We start from the raw sequence: 11,949 nt of genomic DNA, 5'->3' as shown, positions 1-11,949 counted from the left end.
CTGTGAGCCTTCTCCGCAGATCAGCGCACCCGCCCTCGTCCGCACGCATCAATGCCAACTGACGGGTACGAGCAAATTATTTGGGATGCCCCGGAATAGGAACACAGCGGCCCTGCGGCTCGTTGTCACGACGTGAGCACGACACCACCTGTTCTCGCCGCAGAGCTGGCACAGGCGTGGGCCGACATTCAGCGGTACCACTCCGAGCTGCCGGACCTAGCCGCGCCCGAGTCCCTGATCGGAGAGTCGTCGTCCGCCTGTGGCGCCGAGCTCTCCTTCGAGCGACTGCTCCATGAGGCAGTCCACGGCATTGCCGCCGCCCGCGGTGTACGCGACACCTCCCGCGCCGGCCGCTATCACAACCGGAGGTTCCTGGCGATCGCCGAGGAGCTCGGCCTCGACCATCCGGAGGAGCCGCATCCCAGCAGCGGCTTCTCCCTGGTCACGCTGAACGCCGAGGCAAGGCGCCGCTACCGGCCCACCATCGAACGGCTGCAGCGTGCGCTCAAGGCGCACACCGTCGCCACCGCCGCCGACACCAAGCGCTCCTTCCGCGGGCCGGCCGCCCGGCACGGCTCCTCCGGAGGCGGCGTCCGGGTCAAGGCGGTCTGCGACTGCGGGCGCAACGTACGGGTCGTCCCGTCCGTGCTCGCCCAGGCGCCGATCGTCTGCGGCGGCTGCGGCAAGCCGTTCCGCATCCCGGAAGGGGCCGAGGTGGTCGCCGCGGCCGGCTGACCCCGGGCCCGGCCGCCGGCAGGGGCGGCAGGTCCGGGGGAGCGGGCCGCCCGGGGGTGCCCCACGGACCCCCGGCGTGCGCACTCCAGGCGTGTGGCACAATGGCTAGCTGTACTCGACAGCCGCATAGGAACCCTCTCGCCTCCGGCTGACGCGTCCATCGGGCACCCGAGTACCGCAACCCCACGTGGCATCTCATGTGCCCAACCACGTCAAGACCAGGAGACACCACTCCAGTGGCAGTCAAGATCAAGCTCAAGCGCCTCGGCAAGATTCGCCAGCCGCACTACCGCATCGTCGTCGCCGACGCCCGCACTCGCCGTGACGGTCGCGCGATCGAGGAAATCGGTCTGTACCACCCGACGTACAACCCGTCGCGCATCGAGGTCGACGCCGAGCGTGCGCAGTACTGGCTGTCCGTCGGCGCCCAGCCGACCGAGGCCGTCCTCGCCATCCTGAAGCTCACCGGCGACTGGCAGGCGCACAAGGGCCTCCCGGCCCCCGCGCCGCTGCTCCAGCCGGAGGCGAAGGAAGACAAGCGCGCTTCCTTCGAGGCCTTCGCCAAGACCCTTGAGGGCGACGACGCCAAGGGTGAGGCCATCACCCAGAAGGCGAAGAAGACCGAGAAGAAGGCGGACGAGGCCGAGGCCGCCGCCGAGTCGACCGAGGCCTGAGCATGCTCGAGGAGGCTCTCGAGCACCTCGTGAAGGGCATCGTCGACAACCCCGACGACGTGCAGGTCGCCTCGCGCAACCTGCGCCGGGGGCGCGTGCTGGAGGTCCGGGTCCACCCCGACGACCTCGGCAAGGTGATCGGCCGCAACGGCCGCACCGCTCGCGCCCTGCGCACCGTCGTGGGCGCAATCGGCGGTCGTGGTATCCGCGTCGACCTCGTCGACGTGGACCAGGTCCGCTGACCAGTAGGGTCGCTTTACCTAGATACGCCGGCTCCGGGCCGGGGAGGGCTACTCGCCCGCCCCGGCCCGTAGTCGTATTCCGGGCCATAGTGGTACGAAGGCCGCGGCCGTCACGAGGCCGCAGTTGTCCGAAGGAGAAGCAAGCGTGCAGTTGGTAGTCGCGCGGATCGGCCGCGCCCACGGCATCAAGGGCGAGGTCACCGTCGAGGTGCGCACCGACGAGCCCGAGCTGAGGCTCGGCCCCGGCGCCGTCCTCACCACCGACCCGGCGTCGGCGGGCCCGCTCACCATCGAGACCGGCCGGGTGCACAGCGGCCGGCTGCTGCTGCGCTTCGAGGGCGTGCGCGACCGCACTGCCGCCGAGGCCCTGCGCAACACCCTGCTCATCGCCGACGTCGACCCGGCCGAGCTGCCGGAAGAGCCCGACGAGTACTACGACCACCAGCTCATGGACCTGGACGTGGTCCTCGCCGACGGCACCGAGGTCGGCCGCATCACCGAGATCACCCACCTGCCCTCGCAGGACCTCTTCATCGTGGAGCGGCCCGACGGCAGCGAGGTCATGATCCCCTTCGTCGAGCAGATCGTCACCGAGATCGACCTCCAGGAGCAGCGCGCGGTCATCGACCCGCCGCCCGGCCTGATCGACGACCGCGCCGTGATCGCCTCCGCACGCGACGAGGAGACCGACGCGTCCCAAGAGCCCGGCACGGGTTCCCGGAACACCGAGGACGCCGGCTGATGCGGCTCGACGTCGTCACGATCTTCCCCGAGTACCTCGAACCGCTGAACGTCTCCCTGGTCGGCAAGGCCCGGGCCCGCGGGCAGCTCGACGTCCACGTCCACGACCTGCGGGACTGGACGTACGACCGGCACAACACGGTCGACGACACCCCTTACGGCGGCGGCCCGGGCATGGTCATGAAGACCGAGCCCTGGGGCGACTGCCTGGACGAGGCGCTCGCGAACGGTTACGAATCCGGCGCGACCGGCCCGGTCCTGGTCGTCCCCACGCCCAGCGGCCGCCCCTTCACCCAGGAACTCGCCGTCGAACTCGCCGAGCGGCCCTGGCTGATCTTCACGCCGGCCCGCTACGAGGGCATCGACCGCCGCGTCATGGACGAGTACGCCACCCGGCTGCCCGTGTACGAGGTGTCCATCGGCGACTACGTCCTGGCCGGCGGCGAGGCCGCGGTCCTGGTGATCACCGAGGCGGTGGCCCGGCTGCTGCCCGGCGTCCTCGGCAACGCCGAGTCCCACCGCGACGACTCCTTCGCGCCCGGCGCCATGGCCAACCTCCTCGAAGGGCCCGTCTACACCAAGCCCCCCGAGTGGCGCGGCCACGGCATCCCCGAGGTCCTGCTCAGCGGCCACCACGGCAAGATCGCGCGCTGGCGCCGGGACGAGGCGTTCAAGCGCACCGCCCAGCACCGGCCCGACCTCATCGAGCGCTGTGCGGCCACAGCCTTCGACAAGAAGGACCGCGAAACCCTCTCCATCCTCGGCTGGGCCCCCGAGCCCGGCGGCCGATTTTGGCGCAGGCCGCCGGACGTGGAAGAATAGGCCGCTGCCGTACGCTCAGCCGGCGCCCCTGCCACAGGGGGAACGACGCCCGCCCTTCGCGCACAGCACCCCATTCATCTCGAATTCCGCTGATGACCTGTGGCATCAGTGAGGAAGTAGTCAGTCATGGCAAGCCTGCTCGACTCCGTCAACGCCGCCACGCTGCGCAGCGACGTCCCGTCGTTCCGCCCGGGTGACACCGTCAACGTCCACGTCCGCGTGATCGAGGGCAACCGCTCCCGTATCCAGCAGTTCAAGGGCGTAGTCATCCGCCGCCAGGGCGCCGGTGTCTCCGAGACCTTCACGGTCCGCAAGGTCTCCTTCTCCGTCGGCGTCGAGCGCACCTTCCCGGTGAACTCCCCGATCTTCGAGAAGATCGAGGTCGTGACCCGCGGTGACGTCCGTCGCGCCAAGCTCTACTACCTCCGTGAGCTGCGCGGCAAGGCCGCGAAGATCAAGGAGAAGCGCGACCGCTGAGCCCCGGCTCACACCCGCGCACGGGCCTGACGGCGGCCGGATAAGCTCTGGCCCCGATGGACACCGAAGCACAGCACACGGAGCGCGACCCCTCCGCGGCCCCCGAACCGGGGCCGGCGCAGGGGCCGCGCTCCGCGCGTTTCTCCACCCTGGCCGGCCTCCTGGAAGGCCCCTGGCGCAAGACCGGGGCGCTGTTCGCGCTCTGCGTCGTCTTCCTGCTGCTGCTCAGCCACTTCGTGGTGCAGCCCTTCCTCGTCCCCAGCGGCTCGATGGAGAACACCCTCCAGGTCGGCGACCGGATCCTCGTCAACAAGCTCGCCTACCGCTTCGGGGGCACGCCCCGGCGCGGTGACGTCGTCGTCTTCGACGGACGGGGTTCCTTCGTACGAGAAGGCGACGAAGGGAACCCGTTGGGGCGTGCGGTGCGTTCAGCAGGAGCGGCCCTCGGCCTGACCGAGCCCGCCGAGACCGACTACGTCAAGCGCGTCATCGGCGTGGGCGGCGACCACGTGGTGTGCTGCGACCGGCGGGGGAGGATCCAGGTGAACGGCACGGCCGTCGACGAGCCCTATCTGCACCCCGGAGACCGCCCCTCCCAGGTGCCCTTCGACATCGTCGTGCCCGACGGCACCCTGTGGGTCCTCGGCGACCACCGCTCCCGCTCCAGCGACTCCCGCGACCACCTCGGCGACCCCGGCGGCGGCATGGTCCCGGTGGACCGCGTCATCGGCCGGGCCGACTGGATCGGCTGGCCCCTCGGCCGCTGGACCTCCCTCGGCGACTCCGGTGCCTTCACGGACGTACGGGACCCGGGCGGGGCCCATGGGTAGCCACGGGCGCTCGCGCCCCGCCGCCCCCGCGGGCGGCGACCAGCCACTGCCCACCGGCACCCGGCCCACCTCCGCCCCGGCCGCCCCCGGCCGGCGCGGCCAGAGCGGCCGGGCCGAGCGGCGCAGGCTCGCCCGCAAGGTCAAGCGGCGCAGACGCCGCTCCGCGGTGCGCGAGATACCGCTGCTGATCACCGTCGCGCTGCTCATCGCGCTGGTCCTGAAGACGTTCCTCGTCCAGGCCTTCGTGATTCCCTCCGGCTCGATGCAGCAGACCATCACCATCGGCGACCGCGTCCTCGTCGACAAGCTCACCCCCTGGTTCGGCTCCCAGCCCGAACGGGGCGACGTCGTCGTCTTCAAGGACCCCGGTGGCTGGCTGAAGGACGAACCGAAGACGTCCTCCGGCCAGGACCCCGTCGTCGTCAAACAGGTCAAGGAGGGCCTGACCTTCATCGGACTGCTGCCCTCCGACAACGAGCAGGACCTCATCAAGCGCGTCATCGGAGTCGGCGGCGACACCGTCAGATGCTGCGACAAGGACGGCAAGGTAACCGTCAACGGGCATGCCCTCGACGAGCCGTACGTCTTCACGCCCTCCACCGATCCGCCCGCCCTCATCCAATTCGAGGTAAAGGTTCCCCAGGGCCGGATCTTCGTCATGGGGGACCACCGGTCCAACTCCGCGGACTCCCGCTACCACCTCGACGACGGTCGGCACGGCACCGTGCCGGTGAGCGGTGTGGTGGGCCGCGCAGTGGTCGTGGCCTGGCCTTTCTCGCACTGGCGCAGACTCGAAGTGCCACCCACCTTCGGCTCGGTGGCCGCCGCGCCCGGCGGTTCCGCGGGGGCCGAGTCGCATAGGGTGTCGTCCCGGGATCCGGCGGCGCAGCCGGACCAAGCGACCCAGCCCCCGACCCCTGCGGAACTCCCGCTCGTTATGGGGGTGGTGGGCCTGAGCCTCGTACGGGCCAGGCGGTGGCACAGAGTGAGGAGTGGATGTGGGGGATTTGGCGGTCGGCGCACGATCCGGACGCGAAGAGCCGGAGGAGCGGCCGGAGCAGCAGCTCGCCGATTCCTCCCCGGGCGGTCCCGCGGCGGGCCACGGCATTGCGGACCCGGCGAACAGCCCCCCGGCCGAGCACCTGGTGCCGGTGCAGGACAGCGGCCGGGGCGACGGCGGATCCGGTGGCGAAGGACCCGGTGAGGGCGAGGGGCGCACCCCCAAGAAACCGCGCTCCTTCTGGAAGGAACTGCCGCTGCTCATCGGCATCGCGCTGGTGCTCGCCCTGTTGATCAAGACGTTCCTCGTCCAGGCCTTCTCGATCCCGTCCGACTCGATGCAGGACACCCTCCAGCGCGGGGACCGGGTCCTGGTCGACAAGCTCACGCCGTGGTTCGGCGCCGAGCCGCAGCGCGGCGAGGTCGTCGTCTTCCACGACCCGGGCGGCTGGCTCGACGGCGAGCCCACGCCGAACCCGAACGCCGCGCAGAAGTTCCTCTCCTTCATCGGCCTGATGCCGTCCGCCGAGGAGAAGGACCTGATCAAGCGGGTCATCGCGGTCGGCGGCGACACCGTCGAGTGCAAGAAGGGCGGCCCGGTCACGGTCAACGGCAAGACCCTGAAGGAGCCGTACATCTTCCCGGGCGACAGCGCCTGCGACGACATGCCGTTCGGGCCGATCAAGGTGCCCAAGGGCCGGATCTGGGTGATGGGCGACCACCGCCAGAACTCGCTGGACTCCCGCTACCACCAGGAACTGACCGGTGCCGGCACGGTCTCCACCGACGAGGTCGTCGGCCGCGCCTTCACCATCGCCTGGCCGCTCAACCGCATCGACTGGCTCGGCGTCCCCGACACCTTCGACCAGCCGGGCCTGAGCGCGATGGGCACCGCGGCGCCCGCCGCCGTCGGTCTCGCGGGCGCGGTGCCGATGGTGCTGTGGCGCCGCCGCAAGCTCGTTCAAGCGCAGGTCAAGGCGGAAACCCCGGCAGCCAAGGGCTGACCCGCGGGCATACCGCCGGGTAGGGTGCGGTCCCGGAATGTCGATCTCCGGGGTCCCGGGACGCCACGCGCGTCCCGGGGCGCTGCCGGCAAGGGAGCGCTGCGATGAGCGGTAACGGACAGGACCGCGACGGCCACGGCCGCAGTCTCGGCAGTGTGCTGTCGGGGGTGGCCGTGGCCGTCGGCTGCGTCCTCTTCCTCGGCGGCTTCGCCTGGGGCGCCGTGCAGTACAAGCCGTACACCGTGCCCACCCAGTCCATGTCGCCGACCGTGAAGGCGGGCGACCGGGTGCTCGCCCAGCGCATATCCGGCGGCGATGTACGGCGTGGTGACGTCGTGGTCTTCAACGACCCGAAGTGGGCCAACGTGCCCATGCTCAAGCGCGTCGTCGGCATCGGCGGCGACCACGTCGCCTGCTGTGGCACGGACGGCCGCCTCACCATCAACGGCAAGCCCCTGGACGAACCGTATCTGCACGGCGCGCAGGCCTCCGGTACGCCCTTCGACGCCAAGGTCCCGGCAGGCCAGGTCTTCCTCCTCGGTGACGACCGGCTCGTCTCGCTCGACTCCCGGGTCCACCTGGACGACGCCGCCAACGGCTCGGTCCCGCTGAGCACGGTGACCGCCCGCGTGGACGCCGTCGCCTGGCCCATGGACGGCATGCTGGCGCGGCCCACGAGCTTCGCGGAACTGCCCGGCGGCATCTCCTCGCCCGGGCCCCTGAAACTGGTCCTGGGCGCCATCGTGGCCGGCGCGGTCCTGATCGTGGCCGGCGCCGCCCACGGCCCCCTCGCCGGCCTCGCCCGCCGCCGCAGGAACCGCACCACAGCGCCCGCCGGAAGGTGAACCCCGTGACCGCACCGCGCAAGGTCGCCCGGGTCGTTCTGCTCGACCCCGACAACCGCATCCTGCTCATGCACGGCTACGAGCCCGAAGACCCCGCCGACACCTGGTGGTTCACCCCCGGCGGCGGCCTGGAGGGCGACGAGACCCGCGCCGAGGCGGCCCTGCGCGAACTCGCGGAGGAGACCGGGATCACAGACGTCGAACTCGGCCCCGTCCTGTGGCAGCGCGTCTGCTCGTTCCCCTTCGACGGGCGCCGCTGGGACCAGGACGAGTGGTACTACCTGGCCCGCACCACCCAGACCGAGGCCGCCCCGACCGGCCTGACGGAACTGGAGCGGCGCAGCACCTCGGGGCTGAGGTGGTGGACCTCCGCCGAACTGTCAGCGGCGCGTGAGACGGTGTACCCGACCAGGCTCGCCGAGCTGCTGCGCACGCTGCTCGACGAGGGTCCTCCGCACGCGCCGGTGGTCCTGGCCCCGGAAATCGTCTAGGGGCCCAGGGGGCTGACGCACAATAGGGGGACGCACGGCTGAAGGGGAACATGCCATGAGCGCCGAGGACCTCGAAAAGTACGAGACCGAGATGGAGCTGAAGCTCTACCGGGAGTACCGCGACGTCGTCGGTCTGTTCAAATACGTGATCGAGACCGAGCGCCGTTTCTACCTCACCAACGACTACGAGATGCAGGTGCACTCGGTCCAGGGCGAGGTGTTCTTCGAGGTGTCGATGGCGGACGCCTGGGTGTGGGACATGTACCGGCCGGCCAGGTTCGTCAAGCAGGTCCGGGTCCTGACCTTCAAGGACGTGAACATCGAGGAGCTGAACAAGAGCGATCTCGAACTGCCGGGGGGCTGAGCGCGGACGCGGTGAACAGCAGGGCACTGCCGCGGTGAAGGCCGCGGTGAACGGCCGGGCACTGCCGCGGTGAAGGGCTGAGCTCTGGCCGCGGGTGAGGGGCCGAGCGGGCCGGGGAGACGGAGTGAGCTCTGGCCGCGGCAAGGGGCCGAGCGGGCCGGGGCGACGGGCTGAGCGGGGGCGCGGGACGGCGGAGGAACCCCTTCGGGTGGCGGAGTTTTCCACAACCGGAGGGTTGTCCACCAAGATCCACTTCCCGGCGCCGGATGCGTGAGAGTCGGTGCCGGAGGTGGTGCCGGATGAACGCTCGCGGAGCTCTCGGAAAATACGGCGAAGACCTGGCGGTACGGCTGCTCGAAGCGGCCGGAATGACGATCCTGCAACGCAACTGGCGCTGCGGCAGGACCGGCGAGATCGACATCGTCGCCCACGACGACACGTCCCCCGGCGGGCCCGTGCTCGTCATCTGCGAGGTCAAGACACGCAGGGCCGGCGCCTACGAACACCCCATGGCCGCCGTCACCCCCGCCAAGGCCGACCGCCTCAAACGCCTCGCCGGCCACTGGCTCGCCGACCACGGAGGACCACCTCCCGGCGGCGTACGCGTCGACCTCGTCGGCGTCCTCCTGCCCCGCAAGGGCGCACCCCGCGCCGAGCACGTGCGGGGGGTGGCCTGACATGGGATTCGCTCGCACCTGCTCGGTCGCCCTCGTCGGCGTCGAAGGAGTCGTCGTCGAGGTCCAGGCCGACCTCGAACCCGGCGTCGCCGCCTTCACCCTCGTCGGCCTCCCCGACAAGAGCCTCGCGGAGAGCCGCGACCGGGTACGGGCCGCCGTCGTCAACTCCGGCGACACCTGGCCCCAGAAGAAGCTCACCGTCGGCCTCAGCCCCGCATCCGTCCCCAAGAGCGGCGCCGGCTTCGACCTCGCCATCGCCTGCGCGATCCTCGGCGCCGCCGAACGCATCGACCCCCGCGAACTCACCGACCTCGTCATGATCGGCGAGCTCGGCCTCGACGGCCGCGTACGGCCCGTGCGGGGCATCCTGCCCGCCGTCCTCGCCGCCGCCGAAGCCGGCTACGAACAAGTCGTCGTCCCCGAACAGACCGCCGCCGAAGCGGCCCTCGTCCCCGGCATCTCCGTCCTCGGGGTGCGCAGCCTGCGCCAACTCGTCGCCGTCCTCACCGACGAGCCCGTACCCGAAGAAGAACCAGCCGAGAAGGGCCGCCCCGACGCGATGCTGGCCGGCCTCGTCGTCCCCGGCGCCGGAGCGGGCACCGGCCTCGCCGCCGGCCCCCGCGACGCCGACCTCGACCTCCTCGACGTCGCGGGCCAGCACGCCGCCCGCGCCGCCCTCGAAATCGCCGCCGCGGGAGGCCACCACCTGCTGCTCTCCGGCCCCCCGGGAGCCGGCAAAACCATGCTCGCCGAACGGCTCCCCGGCATCCTGCCGCCCCTCACCCGCCAGGAATCCCTCGAAGTCACCGCCGTCCACTCCGTCGCCGGAATCCTCCCGCCCGGCGAACCCCTCGTCCGCCGCGCCCCCTACTGCGCCCCGCACCACTCCGCCACCATGCAGTCCCTCGTCGGCGGCGGCAACGGCCTGCCGCGCCCCGGCGCCGTATCCGTCGCCCACCGAGGCGTGCTCTTCCTCGACGAAGCGCCCGAATTCGCCGGCAAAGCCCTCGACGCCCTCCGCCAGCCCCTCGAATCGGGCCACGTCGTCATCGCCCGCAGCGCCGGAGTCATCCGGCTCCCCGCCCGGTTCCAGATGATCCTCGCCGCCAACCCCTGCCCCTGCGGCCGCCACACCCTGCACGGCGCGGGCTGCGAATGTCCCGCCTCCATGATCCGCCGCTACCAGGCCAGACTCTCCGGCCCCCTCCTCGACCGCGTCGACCTCCGCGTCGAAGTCGAACCAGTACGCCGCGAAGACCTCCTCGGCGGAGGCGGCCGCGGCGAGCCCAGCGCCGTCGTCGCAGCCCGCGTCCTCGCCGCCCGCGAGCGCACCGCGGCCCGCCTGGAGGACACCCCCTGGAGCAGCAACAGCGAAGTCCCCGGACACGAACTGCGCACCCGATGGCTCACCGCCCCCGGCGCCCTCACCGGCGCCGAACGCGACATGGAGCGCGGCCTGCTCACGGCCCGCGGACTCGACCGGGTCCTGCGCGTCGCCTGGACCATCGCCGACCTCGCCGGGCACGACCGCCCCGACGCGGACCACGTCGCCCTCGCCCTGGAGCTGCGCACCGGCATCTCCCGAGGCGCCCCCATGCCGGTGGGGGTGAGCCTGTGAGCACGTATGACGACGAGCACACGGGCCGAGAGGAGCCCCTGGCGGCCGGCCCGCCTGTCCGCACGCCAGTCGGCATGCCTTTCGACAACCCTTCCGGTACGTCTTCCGGCCGGGAGCACCCCGGTCCGGGTTCCAATCCCGTACCCGATCCCGTACCCGGTGCCGTACCCGGACTCGAACCCAGGTCCCGGGCGAACCGCACCGGGGCGGACCCCGAACGCCTGGCCAGAGCCGCCCTCACCCGCGTCATCGAACCCGGCGACGAACGCGGCGGCCGCTGGCTGCGAACCTTCGGCGCCGTCGAGCTGCTGCGCCGCCTCACCTCGCCCGAAGGGCCCGAGGACGATCCGCCCGGCGCCAGCGCGGCCCGGCTCGACGCCCACCGCCGCCGGGCCGCCCTGGCCGACCCCGAAAGAGACCTGGCGACCGCCGCGACGGTCGGCGCGCGCTTCCTCGTCCCCGGCGACGAGGAATGGCCGAGCCAACTCGACGACCTCGCCGACGCCCGACCCGTCGGCCTGTGGGTGCGGGGCCATGCCGACCTGCGGATATGGGCACTGCGCTCCGTCGCCGTGGTCGGCGCCCGGGCCTGCACGCCCTACGGGGCCCACATGGGTGCCGTGCTCGGCTCCGGGCTGGCCGAAAAGGGATGGGTCGTCGTGTCCGGGGCCGCCGCCGGCATCGACGGAGCCGTGCACCGCGGCGCCCTGGCCGCCGGGGGAGCCACCATCGCCGTCCTCGCCTGCGGAGTCGACGTCATCTACCCGCGCGGACACGCCGAGTTGATCGCACGCATCGCCGAACAGGGCCTCCTCGTGGGCGAATTGCCGCCGGGAGACCACCCGACACCCAGCAGATTCATTCTGCGCAACCGGGTCATCGCCGCCCTCACCCGCGGCACCGTGGTCGTCGAGGCCGAGTACCGCAGCGGCTCGCTCGTCACCGCCCGCGCCGCGCAGAAACTCGGCCGCTTCACGATGGGCGTCCCCGGCCCCGCCACCAGCGGACTCTCGGCCGGCGTCCACGAACTTTTGCGCGGTGAGGCCACCCTGGTCACCGACGCGGCGGAAATCGTCGAACTCGTTGGAGAGATGGGTGAACTCGCCCCCGCCCGCCGTGGCCCCGTACTGCCCCGGGACCTTCTCGCCCCAGCCGCCGCACGTGTCCTGGAAGCGTTGCCCTCCCGCGGCACCGCTGCCATCCGCGACCTCGCCCGCGAGGCCGGAACCAGTACGGACGAAGCGCTCGGCCGTCTCTACGAACTGCACTCGCTCGGCTTCGTCGAACGCGTCGGTGACAACTGGAGGTTGACGCCGGGCACGCTCCAGGCCGCGGCTGCCCGGCGAGGCGGTGCTTGACCAGGGGCATTCGGGTGACAAGGTGAGCAGGCGATGTCCACCACGGGCCGCACGGCAGCGCCTTCCGGGCCG

Annotated in this window: 14 protein-coding genes and 1 pseudogene; all 15 read left to right on the top strand. The window is 71.7% G+C overall.

Annotated features, from left to right (window positions below; genetic code table 11):
- Positions 1 to 132 precede the first annotated feature (132 nt).
- Positions 133 to 735: a hypothetical protein gene (locus ACFYNP_RS26210; protein WP_100577957.1), complete on the top strand. Its 603-nt coding sequence runs from the start codon at positions 133 to 135 to the stop codon at positions 733 to 735.
- A 236-nt stretch (positions 736 to 971) separates the two neighbouring features.
- Positions 972 to 1,409, top strand: coding sequence for a 30S ribosomal protein S16 (rpsP, locus tag ACFYNP_RS26205; RefSeq protein WP_161245001.1), 438 nt, complete (start codon positions 972 to 974; stop codon positions 1,407 to 1,409).
- Between the two features lie 2 nt (positions 1,410 to 1,411).
- A complete protein-coding gene (locus ACFYNP_RS26200) occupies positions 1,412 to 1,651 on the top strand; it encodes an RNA-binding protein (RefSeq protein WP_005311361.1) in 240 nt (79 codons plus the stop codon).
- A 145-nt stretch (positions 1,652 to 1,796) separates the two neighbouring features.
- Positions 1,797 to 2,393 (top strand): ribosome maturation factor RimM, encoded by a 597-nt coding sequence (gene rimM / locus ACFYNP_RS26195; RefSeq protein ID WP_388788733.1) that lies wholly within the window; start codon positions 1,797 to 1,799, stop codon positions 2,391 to 2,393.
- Positions 2,393 to 3,214, top strand: a complete 822-nt coding sequence (trmD, locus tag ACFYNP_RS26190; RefSeq protein WP_388788731.1) for a tRNA (guanosine(37)-N1)-methyltransferase TrmD — start codon at positions 2,393 to 2,395, stop codon at positions 3,212 to 3,214. Before rimM ends, trmD begins: the two co-directional genes overlap by 1 nt.
- Positions 3,215 to 3,340: 126 nt before the next feature.
- Positions 3,341 to 3,691, top strand: coding sequence for a 50S ribosomal protein L19 (gene rplS / locus ACFYNP_RS26185; RefSeq protein WP_100577961.1), 351 nt, complete (start codon positions 3,341 to 3,343; stop codon positions 3,689 to 3,691).
- Between the two features lie 56 nt (positions 3,692 to 3,747).
- Positions 3,748 to 4,521, top strand: a complete 774-nt coding sequence (gene lepB / locus ACFYNP_RS26180) for a signal peptidase I (protein WP_388412221.1) — start codon at positions 3,748 to 3,750, stop codon at positions 4,519 to 4,521.
- A pseudogene (lepB, locus tag ACFYNP_RS26175) lies at positions 4,514 to 5,626 on the top strand (signal peptidase I); the annotation flags it as partial. The gene lepB (ACFYNP_RS26180) and the pseudogene lepB (ACFYNP_RS26175), both read left to right, overlap by 8 nt.
- A complete protein-coding gene (gene lepB, locus ACFYNP_RS26170) occupies positions 5,529 to 6,524 on the top strand; it encodes a signal peptidase I (RefSeq protein WP_388412401.1) in 996 nt (331 codons plus the stop codon). The pseudogene lepB (ACFYNP_RS26175) and the gene lepB (ACFYNP_RS26170), both read left to right, overlap by 98 nt.
- Positions 6,525 to 6,628: 104 nt before the next feature.
- On the top strand, positions 6,629 to 7,369 hold the full coding sequence (gene lepB / locus ACFYNP_RS26165; RefSeq protein ID WP_388412223.1) for a signal peptidase I: 741 nt from the start codon (positions 6,629 to 6,631) through the stop codon (positions 7,367 to 7,369).
- A 5-nt stretch (positions 7,370 to 7,374) separates the two neighbouring features.
- Complete coding sequence (locus ACFYNP_RS26160; RefSeq protein ID WP_388788728.1) at positions 7,375 to 7,860, top strand: NUDIX hydrolase; 486 nt, start codon at positions 7,375 to 7,377, stop codon at positions 7,858 to 7,860.
- A gap of 55 nt (positions 7,861 to 7,915) precedes the next feature.
- Positions 7,916 to 8,224, top strand: a complete 309-nt coding sequence (locus tag ACFYNP_RS26155) for a DUF2469 domain-containing protein (RefSeq protein WP_003965949.1) — start codon at positions 7,916 to 7,918, stop codon at positions 8,222 to 8,224.
- A gap of 299 nt (positions 8,225 to 8,523) precedes the next feature.
- On the top strand, positions 8,524 to 8,901 hold the full coding sequence (locus ACFYNP_RS26150) for a YraN family protein (protein WP_388412227.1): 378 nt from the start codon (positions 8,524 to 8,526) through the stop codon (positions 8,899 to 8,901).
- Position 8,902: 1 nt separating this feature from the next.
- Positions 8,903 to 10,519, top strand: coding sequence for a YifB family Mg chelatase-like AAA ATPase (locus ACFYNP_RS26145; RefSeq protein ID WP_388788725.1), 1,617 nt, complete (start codon positions 8,903 to 8,905; stop codon positions 10,517 to 10,519).
- 74 nt (positions 10,520 to 10,593) lie between these two features.
- The gene (gene dprA / locus ACFYNP_RS26140; protein WP_388788722.1) at positions 10,594 to 11,877 is read left to right on the top strand and encodes a DNA-processing protein DprA; all 1,284 of its coding nucleotides are present in this window, start codon (positions 10,594 to 10,596) and stop codon (positions 11,875 to 11,877) included.
- The last annotated feature ends 72 nt before the right edge of the window (positions 11,878 to 11,949 follow it).

The organism is Streptomyces sp. NPDC006691 (assembly GCF_042869955.1).
Classification (GTDB): Bacteria; Actinomycetota; Actinomycetes; order Streptomycetales; family Streptomycetaceae; genus Streptomyces.
This window is presented reverse-complemented; position numbering and strand designations above follow the sequence as displayed.

Coding starts and splice junctions, on each gene's coding strand:
- trmD (WP_388788731.1), top strand. CDS start 2,393: ATGCGGCTCGACGTCGTCACGATCTTCCCCGAGTACCTCGAACCGCTG.
- ACFYNP_RS26200 (WP_005311361.1), top strand. CDS start 1,412: ATGCTCGAGGAGGCTCTCGAGCACCTCGTGAAGGGCATCGTCGACAAC.
- lepB (WP_388412223.1), top strand. CDS start 6,629: ATGAGCGGTAACGGACAGGACCGCGACGGCCACGGCCGCAGTCTCGGC.
- dprA (WP_388788722.1), top strand. CDS start 10,594: ATGCCTTTCGACAACCCTTCCGGTACGTCTTCCGGCCGGGAGCACCCC.
- ACFYNP_RS26145 (WP_388788725.1), top strand. CDS start 8,903: ATGGGATTCGCTCGCACCTGCTCGGTCGCCCTCGTCGGCGTCGAAGGA.
- ACFYNP_RS26150 (WP_388412227.1), top strand. CDS start 8,524: ATGAACGCTCGCGGAGCTCTCGGAAAATACGGCGAAGACCTGGCGGTA.
- rplS (WP_100577961.1), top strand. CDS start 3,341: ATGGCAAGCCTGCTCGACTCCGTCAACGCCGCCACGCTGCGCAGCGAC.
- lepB (WP_388412221.1), top strand. CDS start 3,748: ATGGACACCGAAGCACAGCACACGGAGCGCGACCCCTCCGCGGCCCCC.
- ACFYNP_RS26155 (WP_003965949.1), top strand. CDS start 7,916: ATGAGCGCCGAGGACCTCGAAAAGTACGAGACCGAGATGGAGCTGAAG.